Origin of the sequence: Streptomyces sp. MAR4 CNX-425 (genome assembly GCF_048656465.1) — a bacterium.
Lineage (GTDB): Bacteria > Actinomycetota > Actinomycetes > Streptomycetales > Streptomycetaceae > Streptomyces.
Genome location: NZ_JBMDLF010000016.1, coordinates 41,169 through 57,207, shown reverse-complemented (window position 1 = coordinate 57,207; position 16,039 = coordinate 41,169). Strand labels below are relative to the sequence as shown.

The 16,039-nt window shown below is 74.7% G+C and carries 14 protein-coding genes and 1 pseudogene; 11 read left to right on the top strand and 4 right to left on the bottom strand.

Features of this window, described 5'->3' with window-relative positions:
• Nucleotides 1-198 precede the first annotated feature (198 nt).
• Both ACHZ99_RS31570 and ACHZ99_RS31565 read left to right on the top strand, forming a co-directional pair.
• Nucleotides 199-321, top strand: a complete 123-nt coding sequence (locus ACHZ99_RS31570; protein ID WP_420308259.1) for a hypothetical protein — start codon at nt 199-201, stop codon at nt 319-321.
• A gap of 280 nt (nt 322-601) precedes the next feature.
• Entirely contained in the window at nt 602-1,720 is a 1,119-nt protein-coding gene (locus ACHZ99_RS31565) for a response regulator transcription factor (protein WP_420308258.1), read from the top strand.
• Nucleotides 1,721-1,769: 49 nt separating this feature from the next.
• Here the strand turns inward: ACHZ99_RS31565 and ACHZ99_RS31560 are convergent, their stop codons facing one another.
• The gene (locus ACHZ99_RS31560) at nt 1,770-2,258 is read right to left on the bottom strand and encodes a DinB family protein (protein ID WP_420308257.1); all 489 of its coding nucleotides are present in this window, start codon (nt 2,256-2,258) and stop codon (nt 1,770-1,772) included.
• Between ACHZ99_RS31560 and ACHZ99_RS31555 the strand changes: the two are divergent.
• Both ACHZ99_RS31555 and ACHZ99_RS31550 read left to right on the top strand, forming a co-directional pair.
• Nucleotides 2,257-3,108 (top strand): annotated as a pseudogene (locus ACHZ99_RS31555) (methyltransferase domain-containing protein); the annotation flags it as partial. The gene ACHZ99_RS31560 and the pseudogene ACHZ99_RS31555 overlap by 2 nt on opposite strands.
• Nucleotides 3,109-3,196: 88 nt before the next feature.
• Nucleotides 3,197-3,664, top strand: a complete 468-nt coding sequence (locus ACHZ99_RS31550; RefSeq protein ID WP_420308256.1) for a hypothetical protein — start codon at nt 3,197-3,199, stop codon at nt 3,662-3,664.
• Nucleotides 3,665-4,821: 1,157 nt separating this feature from the next.
• On the opposite strand, the gene ACHZ99_RS31545 is transcribed toward ACHZ99_RS31550, so the two are convergent.
• The gene (locus ACHZ99_RS31545) at nt 4,822-5,286 is read right to left on the bottom strand and encodes a GNAT family N-acetyltransferase (RefSeq protein WP_420308255.1); all 465 of its coding nucleotides are present in this window, start codon (nt 5,284-5,286) and stop codon (nt 4,822-4,824) included.
• 326 nt (nt 5,287-5,612) lie between these two features.
• Between ACHZ99_RS31545 and ACHZ99_RS31540 the strand changes: the two genes are divergently transcribed.
• The 3 genes from ACHZ99_RS31540 to ACHZ99_RS31530 all read left to right on the top strand — a co-directional run bounded on the left by ACHZ99_RS31540 (nt 5,613) and on the right by ACHZ99_RS31530 (nt 9,261).
• Entirely contained in the window at nt 5,613-6,608 is a 996-nt protein-coding gene (locus ACHZ99_RS31540; protein WP_420308254.1) for an ArsR/SmtB family transcription factor, read from the top strand.
• A 139-nt stretch (nt 6,609-6,747) separates the two neighbouring features.
• Nucleotides 6,748-8,280 carry a family 43 glycosylhydrolase gene (locus ACHZ99_RS31535; protein ID WP_420308253.1) on the top strand — a complete coding sequence of 511 codons (1,533 nt, stop codon included), beginning with the start codon at nt 6,748-6,750 and terminating at the stop codon, nt 8,278-8,280.
• A 219-nt stretch (nt 8,281-8,499) separates the two neighbouring features.
• Nucleotides 8,500-9,261, top strand: a complete 762-nt coding sequence (locus tag ACHZ99_RS31530; protein ID WP_420308295.1) for an HNH endonuclease family protein — start codon at nt 8,500-8,502, stop codon at nt 9,259-9,261.
• 9 nt (nt 9,262-9,270) lie between these two features.
• Here the strand turns inward: ACHZ99_RS31530 and ACHZ99_RS31525 are convergent, their stop codons facing one another.
• A complete protein-coding gene (locus tag ACHZ99_RS31525; RefSeq protein ID WP_420308252.1) occupies nt 9,271-10,197 on the bottom strand; it encodes an aldo/keto reductase in 927 nt (308 codons plus the stop codon).
• A gap of 45 nt (nt 10,198-10,242) precedes the next feature.
• On the opposite strand from ACHZ99_RS31525, the gene ACHZ99_RS31520 reads away from it, so the two are divergent.
• Complete coding sequence (locus tag ACHZ99_RS31520; protein ID WP_420308251.1) at nt 10,243-10,638, top strand: MerR family transcriptional regulator; 396 nt, start codon at nt 10,243-10,245, stop codon at nt 10,636-10,638.
• Nucleotides 10,639-10,782: 144 nt separating this feature from the next.
• Here ACHZ99_RS31520 and ACHZ99_RS31515 read toward each other — a convergent pair whose 3' ends face one another.
• On the bottom strand, nt 10,783-12,372 hold the full coding sequence (locus ACHZ99_RS31515) for an MFS transporter (protein WP_420308250.1): 1,590 nt from the start codon (nt 12,370-12,372) through the stop codon (nt 10,783-10,785).
• 158 nt (nt 12,373-12,530) lie between these two features.
• On the opposite strand from ACHZ99_RS31515, the gene ACHZ99_RS31510 reads away from it, so the two are divergent.
• From ACHZ99_RS31510 to ACHZ99_RS31500, 3 genes are all read left to right on the top strand, one after another.
• Nucleotides 12,531-13,460, top strand: coding sequence for an RNA polymerase sigma-70 factor (locus ACHZ99_RS31510; protein ID WP_420308249.1), 930 nt, complete (start codon nt 12,531-12,533; stop codon nt 13,458-13,460).
• Between the two features lie 148 nt (nt 13,461-13,608).
• Nucleotides 13,609-14,616, top strand: coding sequence for a glycosyltransferase family 2 protein (locus tag ACHZ99_RS31505; RefSeq protein WP_420308248.1), 1,008 nt, complete (start codon nt 13,609-13,611; stop codon nt 14,614-14,616).
• Between the two features lie 3 nt (nt 14,617-14,619).
• Nucleotides 14,620-15,999 (top strand): polysialyltransferase family glycosyltransferase, encoded by a 1,380-nt coding sequence (locus ACHZ99_RS31500; RefSeq protein ID WP_420308247.1) that lies wholly within the window; start codon nt 14,620-14,622, stop codon nt 15,997-15,999.
• Nucleotides 16,000-16,039 lie beyond the last annotated feature (40 nt).

The window sequence follows — 16,039 nt, the reverse complement described above, 5'->3', positions numbered from 1 at the left end:
GCGTGCGTGTCGCGACGGCCCGCGAAGGTCGCGAGCACCGTCGAAAGGAGGACCTCGATGCTCGATGGTCGGTGTGGGGACGGCGAGGAGGGGGCTGAACCGGACCTCGGTTCCGGCTCGGTCCGGGCCTCGCCGTCAGGGCGGCGGTGGCCGTCAGTGGGTGCTTCACCGCGTGCGTGGTGGGAGGGGGTGCGGTCCGTGCTGTGTGTGATGGAGGCGGTCGCGGTCCTGACCGACGCGCAGGCCCTCGCCGCTGCGGCGAGGGCGCTCACCGCGGCGGGTGACACGGTCGTCAACGCCGGCAAGCCTGAACGACCGTGACACCCGGGTCCGGCCGTCGGCAGACGGTCGGGCCCTCCTTCTGTTCCGTGCGGCCCTTCCAGGAAACAGCATGCGGCGGCGAGGGCCAAGGAATGTTCGTCCATCGTTCCCGACCCGGAGCACGAAACCCGTTTCGTGCCGGGTGAGGAGGGGGTTGTCCGTGTCCGCTGATCCAGGTGTGTGCGGCTCCTGCGGTCGTGCCCTGCCTCCCGCACGCCGTGCGGGCCGTCCCCGCCGGTACTGTTCGAGCACCTGCCGCTCGGCGGGGCGGCGGGCCCGGATGCGCGAGGCCGCGGCCCGGTCCCGGCGGCCCGGGCCCTGCACCGCGGAGCTGGCGGGCCGGTCCTGCCCGCGGCCGGCCGAGTACACGCTGTTCGTCGGCGGGTCGCCGTTCCGGTTCTGCGCCGCCTGTTCCACGATGGCGGTCCACTACCTGCTGGACCAGCAGGTCCCGGCCGCCGAGGTCGTGACGCAGCGGCTGCCGGACCCGCCCGGGCCCGCCGCCCGCGCGGACCGGGCGGAGCCGGATCGGCCGGACGGGGGCCCGGACCGGCGGCCCCGGCTGCTGATGATCGAGGACGACGAGGCTCTCCAGGAGGTGCTGGCCGCCGTCCTCACCCGCCAGGGGTACGAGATCCTGGCGGAGGGCACCGGACGCGCCGGTCTGCGCAGCGCCTATTTGCAGCGCCCCGACCTCATCCTGCTCGACTACATGCTTCCGGACATCGACGGCGGGGAGGTGCTGCGCAGGCTCCGTACGGTCAGCGACGTCCCGGTCATCTACCTGACGGCACGCGACGACTCCATCGACGTGGTCAGCGGCCTCGAAAGCGGCGCGGACGACTACGTCGTCAAGCCCTTCCAGTTCAAGGAGCTCAGGGCCCGTATCGACCGGGTGCTCCACCGCTACCGGGCGGCCGAGCGCCGGCACGGCGACGTGTTCGACGACGGGGTGCTGCGGCTGGACTCCCCGCGGCAGCGGGCGTGGGCCGCGGGGTCCCCCCTGGCACTGTCGGGTACCGAGTTCCGCGTGCTGGACCGTCTGGTACGCCACGCGGAAACCGTCCAGCACTTCGCGACGCTGCTCGAAACGGGCTGGGACGCCCCGCCGCCGGGTGCCCGCGGCCGGGTCAAGTTCACCGTCTCCCGCCTGCGCGGCAAGCTCGACGCCACGCCCGTGGGCGGCGAGTCCATCGTCTCGGTCCGCGGCCTCGGCTACCTCTACCGCTCGCCCGCCGCCCCCGCCCTGCCCCCGCTGCCCGGCCCCCGGGACGGCCGCGGCCGCGCCGCCGGGACCGCCACCGCACCGGGCGGCTACGGCCACGCCCCGCGGGTGCCGGGCCCCGGGCCGGACCGGGAGCGGGAGGAGCCGGGCGGCCCGGCTGACCCGCCCGGCTGATCCGCCCGGCTGACCAGCCCGCCTGACCCGCCGGCGCCCCCGGCCCGCGTCAGCGGCCCGTACCGCCGTCGATCTGCTCCCGCAGGATGTCCGCGTGCCCCGCGTGCCGCCCCGTCTCCTCGATCATGTGGGTCAGCGCCCACCGCACGCTCGGTCCCTTCCCGCCCCGTCCCGGCACCTGCGCGCCCAGGTCCGTGCACTCGTCGAGCACCCGGTTCGCGCTCTCCACCGCCTCGCGGTAGCGGGCGACGACCTCCGCCACGGAGTCCTCCGCCGGGGCCTGGAACGTCGCCTGCCAGTCGGTCACCCGCACCCCGAGGAACGTCGCCCGCTCGACGTGCGTGAGGTGGTGGACCAGCCCCAGCAGGTTCGTTCCCGAGGGCACCCCGGCCGTCCGCACCTGCGGCTCCGGCGCGTCCTCGGCCTTCGCGGCGACCGAGGCCCGGAGGTAGTCGAGGAACCCCCGCAACGTCGCGGCCTCCGTTCCTCCGGTGCGGGGCGGCGGGGTGTCCCGGCGGCGGGGTGCGGCGGCGGCCATGGCGGGGTCCTGCCTTTCGACGGCGGCGTCCGGTACGCGGCCAGTGTCGGCACCCGCCGCCGGCTCCCGCCAGAAACCTTGCCGTTCCGGCAAGCGCAGGGGGCCGTCCGGGTGCCCGGGGCCTCTCCAGGCGGGCTCAAGGGTTCCTCATGAGGCTTCGAGCCATCCTGTAACCCCAGCTCCTACGTTCCTCGGCATGGTCACTTGCCGTATCTGCAGCGACGACGTCACCGAGTTCCTGGACTTCGGGCAGCAGCCCGTCTCCGACGCCTTCCGCACGCCCGGCGAGAGCCGACCCGAGTTCTTCTTCCGGCTCGCCGTCGGCGTGTGCACGGGCTGCACCATGGTGCAGCTCCTCGAAGAGGTCCCGCGGGAGCGGATGTTCCACGAGGACTACCCCTACCGGTCCTCCGGCTCCCGGACCATGCGCGAGCACTTCGCCGCGACGGCGCGGCGCCTGATGGCCGAGGAGTGCGGAGGTGAGGATCCCCTCGTCGTGGAGATCGGGTGCAACGACGGGGTGCTGCTGCGCACCGTGCACGAGGCCGGGGTGCGGTGTCTGGGCGTCGATCCGTCGAGCGGGGTGGGCGCGGAGGCGCGGGCCGAAGGCGTGCGGATCCTGGGGGAGTTCTTCGAGGAGGAGAGCGCCGTGCGGATCCGGAAGGAGGAGGGCCCGGCGCAGCTCGTGTACTCCGCGAACACCCTCTGCCACATCCCGTACGCCGACTCCGTGCTGCGCGGCGTCGACGCCCTGCTGGCTCCCGGCGGAGTCTTCGTCTTCGAGGACCCCTACCTCGGCGACATCCTCCGCCGGGTCTCCTTCGACCAGATCTACGACGAGCACTTCTACTTCTTCTCGGCCACCTCCGTGCAGGCCATGGCCCGCCGGTTCGGCTTCGAGCTGGTGCGGGTGGAGCGGCTGCCGGTGCACGGCGGCGATGCTGTTCGCCAGCCCGCTGGCCGGCCGCCTCGGCGCGGCGATCGGCTGGAAGCCGCCGCTGGTGCTCGCCTGCCTCACCGGCGTCGCGGGCTTCGCGGTCTACGCGGCCGGACACGACAGCGAGTGGGCCATGTACGCCGGCTCCGGAGTCCTCGGCGTCGGCTTCGCCTTCGCCGCGCTCGCCAACCTCGTGGTCAGCGCCGTGGCCCCGGGCCAGGTCGGCCAGGCCACCGGCATCAACACCGCCATGCGGACCATCGGCGGCTCGCTCGGCGCCCAGATCGGCGCGTCGATCGTGGCCTCCGAGACCATCGCCAACACCCGCGTCCCGGCCGAGTCCGGCTACACGACGGCGTTCGTGATGTCCGCCGCCGCCCTGGGCCTCGCCACGGCGGCGGCCCTCGCGGGCCCGGGCTCGCTGCGCCCCGGCAAGGCAACCACGCCGCCGCGGGGCGGGGGACGCTGAGGGGGCCCCGCTTGGGGGGTGGGGCGGTGCTTGGGTGGAGGGCCGTGCGTGGCGGATGCGGCGACGGGGGTGGCCGGTGTCGGGGTGGCCGGGGCCGGTGGGTGGCCCGGTGTCGGGGGAGGGGGGCGGTGCCGGGGTGGACGGTCGTGCGTAGGGGCCCGCGGCGTCGGGGATTTGGGGCATTTGTCCCCCGGGGCCCGGCTGCCCGGCGTGTCAGGAGTGCGGGGCGTCGGGCCTGGTCGGCGATTGGCACGGAGCTGGCGAGCGATCGGCCCTCGCGTCGCGTCCGCACCGCTGCCCGGGGGCGGCACCCTGCCCTGCGGCGCCCGCCCGCACCGCCCTCCGGGGTCCACACGGGGCCCGGCGCGGCAGGAGCCCGCCGGGGTGCACGTCGGCGGGCGAAACCCGCCCCCCGTGGGCGATTTGGCCAAGTTTCGACGGTGGGTTACCCCGGGTTCGTCACCGCCACGTGCGCGCCGAGCGCCCGCACGCACGTGAGTGGTCAAAGCTCGCCCTCGGTGGACGATTCGGGCCGGTTTGGCGGGTGGGTTACCGCGAGTTCGTCACCGCCACGTGCGCAACGAGCGCCCACACGCACGTGACTGGTCAAAACTCGGCCCCGGTGGGCGATTTGCCCGGGTTCGCGGAGGGGGTTACCGCAGGTTGTGACACGCGGCGCGTCCCGTCTCGGGGGCGGCGAGCCGCAGAAAGCGCATCGCCGCAGGGCGGAAGCGCCAGTGGGGCGCCCTGCGGTGCGGACGCGATACGAGGGCCGATCGCGGCCCAGCTCCGCCACATCGCCGACCAAGCCCGACGCCCCGCACTCCTGACACGCCGGGCAGCAGGGCCCCGGGGGACAAATGCTCCAACACCCCGACGCCGCGCCGCCCTACGCACGCCCGCTCGCCCCGACACGGCCCCAACCCCCGACACCGCCCCACGAACCGCCCCCGGCCCTCTGGCGCGGCCCCCACCCCGTCGCCGCGCCACCGTACGCCCGCGCGCTCACCCCGACACGGCCCCAACCCCCGACGCCGAACCACCGACCGCCCCCGGTCACCCCCGGCGCGGCCCCCACCCCGACACCGGCCCCCCGGCCCCCGCGCCGCTCCCGCCACGGAACCCGCCCTGCACCCGGCTTCGGACCCGCTCTCCCCTCACGCCTCGCCCGAGGGCCCAAGCCGCGACGTCAGCGACTTGTACATGTGCACGTCCGCATGCCCGCCGGGAAAGCCCAGGGTCCGACCGGTCTCCGCGTAGCCGTGCCGCTGATAGAAGCCCGGGGCCTGGAAGGTGAAGGACGAGACGGTCACCCGGTCGCAGCCGCGTCGCCGGGCTTCGGCCTCGGCGGCATCCAGGATCCTGCTACCCCATCCGTCCTTGCGGTCGTCCTCGCGCACCCACAGCATCTCGATGCCGCACAAGCCGCCCCAGGTCCAGGCGGCCAGTCCGCCGATCAGCCGACCGGCTTCATCGGTGACCTTGACGGAGAACATGTCGCGATCCGCCGCATCCGTCGCGGCCGTGTTGAAGGCGACGAGTTCGGCGGTCAGGCGTTCGTTGAGTTCGGTGTCGCGGTCGCCGGTGGTCAGGGTCGGGCCGGGGCTGTGGCGGGCTGTCATGGCACGGAGTATGCCGCTCTGGCTCAGCCCTCGCACTCGTGATTCGCGCGCCTGCGGTTCTGAACCGTCGCAGCCGCCGCCCGCCGCTGGGAGCCGGGGAGTTCGGGGCTCCCCGACCGGCCCGGGCGGCCAGACCAGGAGAGCGGGCAGCTGCTCCCCGACCCGGGAACGCCCACCTCCACACCCCCGACGCCTGGCCCGCCTCCGTCCCCATCGCCCAGGCGCCTCCGCCCCCGCCGCACGCCCCCTGGCGTACCCGGCGGTGTGAACGGGAAGTTGCCCTGCAACTGAGGCGGCGCATCGCTCGTCTCAACCACGGGGGAATCATGCTGCACATCGAGTTCACGTCCGCCGACCTCAACCGGCTGCGGACGGCCGGGGACGTCAGCCCCATGTGGGAGGTCGTCCTCAGCCTCCAGGCGCTCCAGACCGACCACGCCGCGCTCGCGCTCGACCCGTGGCGGCGGCGGGTGCGGGCCGACGTGGCGGCCGCCGGGCTGGCGGGGGCCGTGGGGTCGTTACAGCGGCTCTGTCCCGAGGCCGCGTACTTTCCGGACTTCCTCACGCCCAGCAGCAACGGCGGCCGGACGCTCGACGCCGAGCTGGAGCAGGTGCTACGGACCCCGAAGGCCCGGCTGCGCAAGGAGATCGGGCTGCTCTGCGCCGGCGACCGGGGTCATCCGCCCCGCGGCGCGCGGCGTCTGGCCGACGGGGACGCCGGTGCGCTGCGGCGGCTGGGGGACGTCGTCCGGCGGTACTACGGGGTGGCCGTGGCGCCGTACCGGCGGGCGATCCGGTCGGCGGCCGCCGCGGACCGGCCGGTGCGGGCCGAGGCGGCGCTGCGGGAGGGGGCGGAGGGGCTGCTCGCCTCGTACGCGCCGGAGGTGACCTGGCGCGGGGACCGGCTGGAGTGTGCGTACCCGGTGAGCAGGGGGTTCGCCCTCGACGGGCGGCCGTTGACGCTGATCCCGTCGTTCTTCTGCACCCGCAGGCCCGTTGCTCTCGCCGACCCGGCCCTGCCGCCCGTGCTCGTGCACCCGCTCACCCCCGCGCCCGGCTGGCTGCCCGGCGCGTCGTGCGGGGAGTCCCGCGGGGACTCGCTGGTGCGGCTCATCGGCGTTACCCGCGCCCGGGTGCTGGAGCTGCTCGACCGGCCGATGTCGACCGGGCGCATCGCGGACGCCCTGTACGTCGCGCCCGCCAGTGCCAGCCGGCACGCGGCGGTGCTGCGGGAGGCCGGGCTCGTACGCTCCGAGCGGCGTGGGCAGTGCGTGCTGCACCGGCGTACGGACCTGGGGGAGGCCCTGCTGAACGGCGGGTGACCGGTGTCCGGCGGTGCCGCCGTTTCCACCGCAGCGGGTTGTACAACGTTGAAATCTCCGCTAGAAAGCACGTGTCACCCGCCCGGCACCCTCCTGCGCACCCCACACCCCCACCGGCACCGCACGGAAGGTACTCACCGTGACCCACGCCGTACGCAGACCCCGCCGCCCGCTCCGGCCGGTGCTCGCCGCGACGCTGCTCGCCGTCGCCGTGGTGGCCGGCCTCGGCCCCGCGGCCGCCGACGAAGGCCCGGCCGCCGCCGGCGGCGCCACCCCCGCCGCCGAAGGCCCGGCCGCCGCCGACCGCGCCGCCTCCGCCGCCGACCGGCACCGGCCCGCCGAACCGGCCGCCGCCGCGGGCCAGTTCCGCAACCCCGTCAACACCGGCGCCGACCCCACCCTCGTCACGCACGGGGGCAACTACTACGTCGCCACCACCCAGGGCGACGCCATCCGCATGTGGAAGTCCCGCTCCGTCGCGACCCTCCTCACCGCCTCCCCGCACGAGGTGTGGCGCGACAGCGACCCCACCCGCAACAAGCAGCTCTGGGCGCCCGGCCTCTTCCGCGACGGCGGCCGCTGGTACCTCTACTACACCGCCAGCGACGGCAACGACGCCACCCACCGCATGTACGTGCTGGAGTCGGAGGGCACCGACCCCCTCGGCCCATACCACTTCAAGGCCAAGGTCGCCGACTTCGCGAACGACCGCTGGGCCATCGACGGCGAGCCCTTCCGGCACGACGGCAGGCTGTACTTCGCCTGGAGCGGCCAGCGCAACGACGGCGTCGGCAACCAGCTCTTCGTCGCCCCCATGGCCAACCCCTGGACGCTCTCCGGCGGCCGCGTCCACCTCCCCGCCGACGGCAACTGCCCCGAGGTGCGTGAGGGCCCCACCCCGCTGCACAACGCCGCCGGCCGCCTCTACCTCACCTACTCCGCCTGCGACACCGGCAAGCCCGACTACGCGATCTGGGCCAAGTCCCTCGCCCCCGGCGCGAACCCGCTCGACCCCGCCGCCTGGCGGCAGGAGCCCGGCCCGCTGTTCTCGCGCAACGACGCCGCGGGCGTCTACGGCCCCGGGCACCACTTCTTCTTCACGTCGCCGGACGGCAGCGAGGACTGGATCGCGTACCACGCCAAGAACACCACGGCGTACACCTACAGCTGGCGCACCACCCGGGTGCAGAAGATCGGCTGGACCGCCGACGGCCGTCCCGACCTCGGCACCCCCGTGGCCGCCGGCGCGACCATCGACCTGCCGGCCGGCGACCCGGGCCCGGGCACCACGGCGATCAACGACACCGACCCGGAGGTGACGTACACCGGCAGCTGGAACTCCGGCAGCGGGTGCGCCGTGCAGTGCTTCTGGGGGAACGACCACTGGAGCGCGGAGCCCGGCGCCACCGCCACGTTCCGCTTCACCGGCACCCGGCTGGCGCTGCTGTCGGTCAAGGACACCGGCAACGGCATCGCCGCGATCTCCGTCGACGGCGGCCCCGAGCAGCGGGTGGACTACTACGGCAGCCCGCGCGTCGGCGAGCAGTTGCAGTGGGTGAGCCCCGAACTGCCGCGCGGTGAGCACACGGTACGGATCCGGGTGACGGGGGAGAAGAACCCGGACTCGGGCGCGGCGTTCGTGTCCGTCGACCGGGCGGAGGTGTATCCGTAGGCGGCCGTTAGCATGCGGAGCCGGGTCCCGGCCGGGGTCCCGGCCCCGCATGCTCCGACGTGACGTGGGAGTGCCGTGATACGCATACGCCGCATACGCCACCGCATACGCCACCGCATACGCCACCGAATACGCCGTCCGCCGCCCCCGCGCCTCCCCGCCCCCGGCCGCGCCCCTGCCCGCGCCGCCGCTTTCGCCGCCGCCGCCGTCGCGGCCGCGATGCTCGCCGCCGGCTGCGATGCCGCGCAGGACCCGGTCGCCGACGCCCCGTCCGACAACGCGCCGTCCGACAACGCGCCCGCCGAACCCGCCCCGGACCCCGACCCCAACCCCGCCCCCCGCCGCGCCGCCTCCCCCCTCGACAACCCCGACGGCACCGCCCCCGGCCTCGCGCCCCTCACCACCGCCGCCGACCGCGCCGCCGCCCGCCGCCTCATCGACCGCCTCACCACCGCCGCCCCCGGCGGCGGCGACGGCTACGACCGCGACGAGTTCGGCTACGCCTGGCTGGACACCGCGACCGGCGTGCCGCTCGCCGGCAACGGCTGCGACACCCGCAACGACCTCCTGCGCCGGGACGGCCGGGACATACGGCTGGAGAGCGGCGACGACTGCGTGGTCGAGGAGATGGAGCTGGCGGACCCGTACGCGGGGCGGGACATCGAGTTCGAGCGCGGTCCGTCGTCCTCCATGGAGGTGCAGATAGACCACGTGGTGCCGCTGTCGTACGCGTGGCGGCTGGGCGCCGCGCGGTGGCCGGAGGACGAGCGCCGGAAGCTGGCGAACGACCCGCTGAACCTGCTGGCGGTCGACGGCGGCACCAACTCCTCGAAGGGCGACTCCGGACCGGCGGAGTGGCTGCCGCCGGACGAACGGATCCGCTGCGCGTACGGCGTGCGGTTCGCGCAGGTCGCGCTCAGGTACGAGCTGCCGGTGGCGGCGGCGGACAAGGAGGCGATGGGGCGGCAGTGCCGCGGCTGAGGCCGGCGGTCAGGAGGCGGTTCCCGCGGAGTCCCCGATGCGCGTGAACTGCTCGTCGGTCAGCCGGAGTCCGAGGGCCCCGACGTTCTCGGCGAGATGCGCGGCCGAGGTGGTGCCCGGGATCGGCAGCACGTGGGGGGCGCGGTGCAGCAGCCAGGCCAGGGCCGTCTGCGCCGGGGTGGCGCCGAGTTGCGCCGCGACGTCGGCGAGCGGCCCGTCCCGGCGCGCGTGGGTGCCGGTCGCGATGGGGAAGAACGGCACGAACGCGATGCCCCGGGCCGCGGTGTGGGACACGACCTCCTCGTGGTCGCGGGCCGCCAGGTTGTACATGTTCTGGACGGCCGCGATCGGCGCGGTCTGTTCGGCCTCGGTCAGCTGCGCGACCGTCACCTCGGACAGGCCGATGTGGCGCACCTTGCCCTCCTGCCGCAGCTGTGCGAGGGCACCGACCTGGTCGGCGAGGGGGAAGTCCGGATCGATGCGGTGGAGATAGAGCAGGTCGATGTGGTCGGTACGCAGTCTGCGCAGGCTCAGTTCGGCCTGCTGACGCAGGTAGGCGGGGTGCCCCAGCGGCACCCACTCGGCGGCCGACGGCCGCACCATGCCGACCTTCGTGGCGATGACCAGGTCGTCACGGCGCGCGTGCAGGGCCTCGGCGATCAGCTCCTCGCCCGCGCCGAGCGCGTAGGCGTCCGCCGTGTCGATCAGGTTGACGCCGAGGTCGACGGCCGTGCGCAGCACGGCGAGCGCCGCGGCCCGGTCGGCTGGCGCGGTCCAGATGGGCGCCGCCGCGCCGCCGGGGGCGTCCGGCCCGTCGGCGAGGCGCATGGAGCCGTAGCCGATCCTGCGGGCCGCCAGCTCGCCGCCGATCCGGAAATCGGGGCTGAGCTGCGGAGTTGTGGGTTCGGAGGCGGTGTCGTACGCGGTGTGTGTCATGCTGGCGACGCTAGGGCCTGACATCGATGAGAGTTTCAACGCCGTGTGAGGGGGATCACAGTGGCGGCCGACGGCGGTGGCATGAAGATCGGCGAACTGTCGGCGCGGACCGGCGTGAGCGTGCGCCTGCTGCGCTACTACGAGGAGCAGGGCCTGCTCGTGCCGGAGCGCACCCCGGGCGGGCATCGCGTCTACGGCCCGGACGCCCCGGAGACCGTGGGCCGTATCCGCCGGTTCCTCGGCGCCGGCCTGTCCACGCGCCTCATCGGCGAGATCCTCGGCTGCGTCTGCGGCAGCGAGGAGGAGATCGAGCCGTGCCTGAGTCCGCTGCTGCTGGAGCGGCTGCACGGGATGGATCAGGAGATGGACCGCCTGGCCCTCACCCGCGAGTCGCTCGCGAGCCTGGTCGCCGCCACCGGCGCCCGGTCGGGCGGCGCGTAGGCCCGGCGCCGGTGACGGCCGTGTGGCAGAGGTCGTGGAGCCGGCGGATCCGTACGGTTCGCGCAGGCCGCGCTCAGGTGCGAGCTGCCGGTGGCGGAGGCGGGCAAGAGGCGCTGCGGCGCGAGTGCCGTACCTGACGGCGGGTCAGGTGCGCGACGCCGCGGCGGCACCGGCGTCCGGCACGTCTCCCGGACCCCCGTCGTCCGCCCCGCCGTCCGCCGCGGTGTCCTTCCCGCCGTCCTTCCCGCCGTCCGCCGCGTCGCCCGCCGCGTTGTCCCGCTGTGCCGGGCGCGGGGTGTTCATCAGCACGGCGACGACCACCGCACCCGCCACGAGGCCGCCCGCCGCCCAGGTCCCCGCCGTCACGAACCCGTCCAGCGCCGCCTCCTTCACGGCCGCCGGGTCGCCGGGGTCCCCGCCCCGTTCCGCGTGTTCGGCCAGGCGGTCCGCGGTGGTGCCGGCGGCGAGGGTGTTGAGCAGCGCGGTGCCGATCGAGCTGCTGACCTGCTGCGCGGTGTTGACGCTCGCCGAGGCGATGCCCGCGTCGCGCTCGTCGGCGCCGTGGGTGGCGTAGTCGAAGGCGACCGGCATGACCATGCCCGCCCCCCAGCCGAGGATCAGCTCGGCGACCAGCACGCCGCCCGCGTACGACGTGTCGGTCTCCATCGTGCGTAGCCACAGCATGCCCGCGGCGATCATCAGCAGCCCCGGCACGATCAGGGTCCGCGGCGGCACCCTGGGCAGCAGCTTCGAGGCGAACCCGCCGGCCGAGACCAGCACCACCAGGGTCATCGGGAGGAAGGCGACCCCCGTTTTGACGGGCGAGTAGTCCTTGACGGTCTGCAGGTAGTACGTCATGAAGAGGAACGCGCCGAACATGCCGACCGTCGCCAGCCCCACGCCCAGGTACGCGCCGCCGCGGGTGCGGTCCGCGACCAGCCGCGGCGGCAGCATCGGCGCCGCCACCCGGCGCTCGACGAGCGCGAACACGACGAGAAGCGCCGCGCCCCCGGCCAGCAGCGCCGCGACCGGCGCCGAGTCCCAGCCGTCGGACTCCGCCCGGCCCGTGCCGTACACGACGGCGACCAGGCCGCCGGTGACCAGCAGCACCCCGGGGACGTCGAACCGGGCGCGGCCCGCGCTGCGCGACTCGCTCAGCAGCGCCTGCCCGCCCACGGCCGCGACCAGGGCGATCGGGATGTTGATGTACAGGCACCAGCGCCAGTCCAGGTACTCGGTCAGCGCCCCGCCCGCCAGCAGCCCGACCGCGCCGCCCACGGCGGTGATGGCGCCCCAGGCGCCGAACGCCCGGGCGCGGTCCTTCGGCCGCGTGAACGTCACCGTCAGCAGCGACAGCGCGGACGGCCCGAGCAGCGCCCCGAACGCGCCCTGGAGCGCGCGGGCGCACAGCAGCATCCCGAAGCTGTCCGCCGCGCCGCCGAGCGCGGACGCCCCGGCGAAGCCGGCCAGCCCGATGAGGAACGTCCGCTTGCGGCCGGTGTAGTCGGCGATCCGGCCGCCGAGGAGCAGCAGGCTGCCGAACGCGAGCGTGTACGCGGTGATGATCCACTGCCGGTCGCCGTCGGAGAACCCCAGGTCCCGCTGGAGCGACGGCAGCGCGACGGTCACGACCGTCATGTCCAGAATGATCATGAGCTGCGCCAGCCCGATGAAGATCAGCGCGGCCCAGCGGCGCGCGTCTGCGGGCGGTGCGGGCGGCTCGGTGGTCGCCATGACGTCGTCCTCACTCGTGGTGGTGGTCGCGGTGGTGTCCTGACACCCACCAGACGCCGGCGCCCCCCTGCCCCGTAACAGGCGGGTGTGACGGACCGGCCGCGAGCGGCGTCTAGTGGGTGTGGCGGAACCGGGACAAGCACGGGCGGGAGCACGGCATGGGGCGGCGCGGCGAAGGGACGACGGGAGCGGTCGACGAGGCGACGGAGGTGTTCGTCGCCCACCGCAACCTGCTGTTCACCGTCGCCTACGAGATGCTCGGCTCGGCCGCCGACGCCGAGGACGTCCTCCAGGAGAGCTGGCTGCGCTGGGCGGCCGTCGACCTGGGCACCGTCCGGGAGCGGCGCTCCTATCTCGTCCGGATCGTCACCCGGCTGGCGCTGGACCGGCGGCGGGCGCTGGGCCGCCGGAAGGAGTCGTACGTCGGGCAGTGGCTCCCCGAGCCGCTGCTGACCGCGCCCGACGTCGCCGAGGACGTCGAGCTGGCCGACAGCGTGTCGATGGCGATGCTGCTGGTGCTGGAGACGCTCGCGCCGGTCGAGCGGGCGGTGTTCGTGCTGCGCGAGGTGTTCGACCTGCCGTACGACGAGATCGCCGACGCCGTCGGCAAGACCCCGGCCGCCGTGCGGCAGACCGCCTACCGGGCCCGCGCCCACGTCGCCGCCCGCCGGCCGCGTCGCGGCGCCGCCTCACCGGCCGAGGCGCGGGCGGTGCTCGGGGCGTTCCGGCGGGCGGTGGAGACCGGCGACATCCAGGCCCTGTTCGACATCCTGGCGCCGGACGTGGTCGCCCTCAGCGACGGCGGCGGCATCCGGCACGCGCTGCTCCGCCCGGTGGCGGGCGCCGGCGACGTGGTGCGCCTGCTGGTCACCGCGCGGCGGCGGCACGGGGCGCGCTGGTCGCTGGAGGCGACGCAGGTCAACGGCGGCCCGGGGCTGCTCTTCCGGATCGGCGGGGAGTTCGACGGGCTGCTGGCGGTCCGGGTGGAGGGCGGCCGGGTCACGGGCATGTACTACGTACGCAACCCCGAGAAGCTGCCGCGCGCGGGGGAGGAGACGGCGGTGAGCCGCGGGCTGCCCGGGCCCTAGGCGCCCGGCCCGGCGCGGCCCGGCGCGGGCCGGCCTGTGCCGCCGGCGCATCCGTGCCCGGCGCCGTTTCCCCGGTCGGCACCGAGAATTCACCGGCTGGACTCCTGTGCGGCAACCGTTTAAACGATTGCCCTTCTAGCATTTCGAAGTGCCCAAACTGTCGGTCATCGTGCCCTTTCACAACGTGCAGGACTTCGCCCAGGACACTCTGCGCAGCCTTGCCCGCAACGCCAGACCCGACCGCGAGTTCCTCCTGGTGGACGACTGCTCGACGGACGCCACCCCCCGGATCGTCGACCGCGCCGCCCGGACGCTGCCCGGCGCGCGCGTCATCCGGCACGAGGCCAACCAGGGCATCGCCCGGGCCCGTAACAGCGGCATCGACGCCGCCCGCGGCGACTACCTGACGTTCCTCGACGGCGACGACTGGTACGCCCCCGGCTACCTGGACGACCTCATCGCCGCCATGGACCGCTACGGCACCGACTTCGTCCGCACCGACCACGTCCAGTCCAACGGCCGCGACCGCGTCGTCCGCCGCGCCCCCGCCCAGCGCCGCGACACGATACTCGCGGCCAGTGACGGCATCGGGCAGTCGAACCGCGAAACGATGGTCGACTACCCCTTCGTCTGGGCCGGGATATACCACCGCCGTCTTTTCACGGACGGCGCCGGGCGGTTCGCCGGCGAACTGCGCACCGCCGAGGACCGGCTGTGGACCTGGACGCTGCACCTGACCGCGGAGACCTTCGCGGTCACCGGCCTGCTCGGCGTCTTCTACCGGCGCGGCGTCAAGACCTCCCTGACGCAGATCAGCGACGACCGCCAGCTCGACTTCATCCCCGCGCACGACGCGATGCTCGACGCCGTCCACGCCCACCCCGAGGCCGACCGCTTCCTGCCCAAGGCCGTACGCACCTACTGCGCGCTCATCGCCTTCCACCGCGGCAACGCAGGCCGCCTGGAGCCCGGCCTCGCCCGCCGGCTGGAGCGCGCCTCCGCCGAGGCGCTGCGCCGCATGCCGCAGGACGTGCTGGACGAGACGCTGCGCGGCATGGACGACGCGCGCGCCCGCACGCTGCGGCAACTGCGCGCGTCGGGGCGGGGAAAGCCCGCGAGGCAGAACGGTACGGGACAGCCGGAAAGGGTCGCCTGAGTCGTGCACGAGCACCGCACCCAGATCTTCGAGGTCTCCACGCTCTACGGGGCGGCGACGCTCGCCGCCGCGCTGGACGCCGGGCAGTTCGGGCCGCGGGCCGGGGCCCGCCGCGTCCTGCTCGTCGCCAACAACGCCGCGGTCCCCGAGACCGCGACCCGGCTGTCGGAGATGCACGGCTGGACCCCGGTCGCCGCCCGCTTCGACGAGGTGCTGGACTACAACCACGAGATCCGCCCGCACCACCCCGCCGCGTGGAATCCGCGGGGCGCCGACGTGCCACTGTTGCAGCGGCTGCTGCGCGCCGCCTGGGACCTCGGCGACGGGCCGCTCGACCTGGTGGTCGAGTCGGTGACCGCGCCGCCCGCGAAGGCGCTCGTCACGATCTTCGCCGACGCCGACGTGCACGTGTACGCGGACGGGCTGATGAGCTACGGCCCGACCCGCGAGCGGCTCCCGCAGCACGTGGCCTGCCGGGTGCAGCGGCTGCTGCACCTGGACCTGGTGCCGGGGCTGACGCCGCTGCTGCTCACCGAGCACGGGGTGCCGGCCGAGCTGGTGCCGAACGAGGCGTTCCGCGCGGTGCTCGACGAGGTGGCCGCGGCCGCGCCGGAACCGCCCGCGGCGACGGACGGCCCCGGGGACGGGGAAGGCGGCGGAGAAGCCGCCGGGGAAGGGGACGCGGACGGTGCGCCCACCGCCGTGCTCCTCGGCCAGTACCTCGCCGCGCTCAACATCCTCACCGGGGCCGAGGAGGAGGCGCTGCACGAGCGGATGCTTCGCGGCGCCGCCGCCGCCGGTCACACCGCGGTCCTCTTCAAGCCGCACCCCACGGCCCCCGCCCGCTACTCCACGGTGCTCCAGAAGGCCGCCGCCGACGCGGGCGTCACGCTGACGGTGCAGGAGGAGCCGATGCTCGCCGAGGCGCTGTACGGCACGCTGCGCCCGCGGCTGGTCGTCGGCTGCTTTTCCACGGCGATGCTCACCGCCGCGAACCTCTACGGCATCCCCGTCGCCCGGGTCGGCACCGAGACGCTGCTGGAGCGGCTGACCCCGTACCAGAACAGCAACCGGATCCCCGTCACCATCGTGGACTCGATCGTGCCCGAGCTCGGCGGCTCCACCGCCGCGAGCGGCCCGGCGCGCGACACCGCCCAACTGGCCGGGCTGCTCACGGCGGTGGGGTACTGCATGCAGGCCGACAACCACGCGCGGCTGCGCGCGGGCGCGCAGGAGTGGCTGGCGGTGCATCTGAACGCGGACACCCGCCGGTACTTCAAGCGCAAGCGGCTGACCGCGCTGCGGCTGCCGGGCGGCAACCTGGGCCGGGTGCCGAACGCCCGCAGGGCGCTGGGGAAGGTGCGCAGGGCGCTCGCGAAGTAGCGGTCACGCGGGTACGCGCGCGTACCCGCGTACGGCGAGC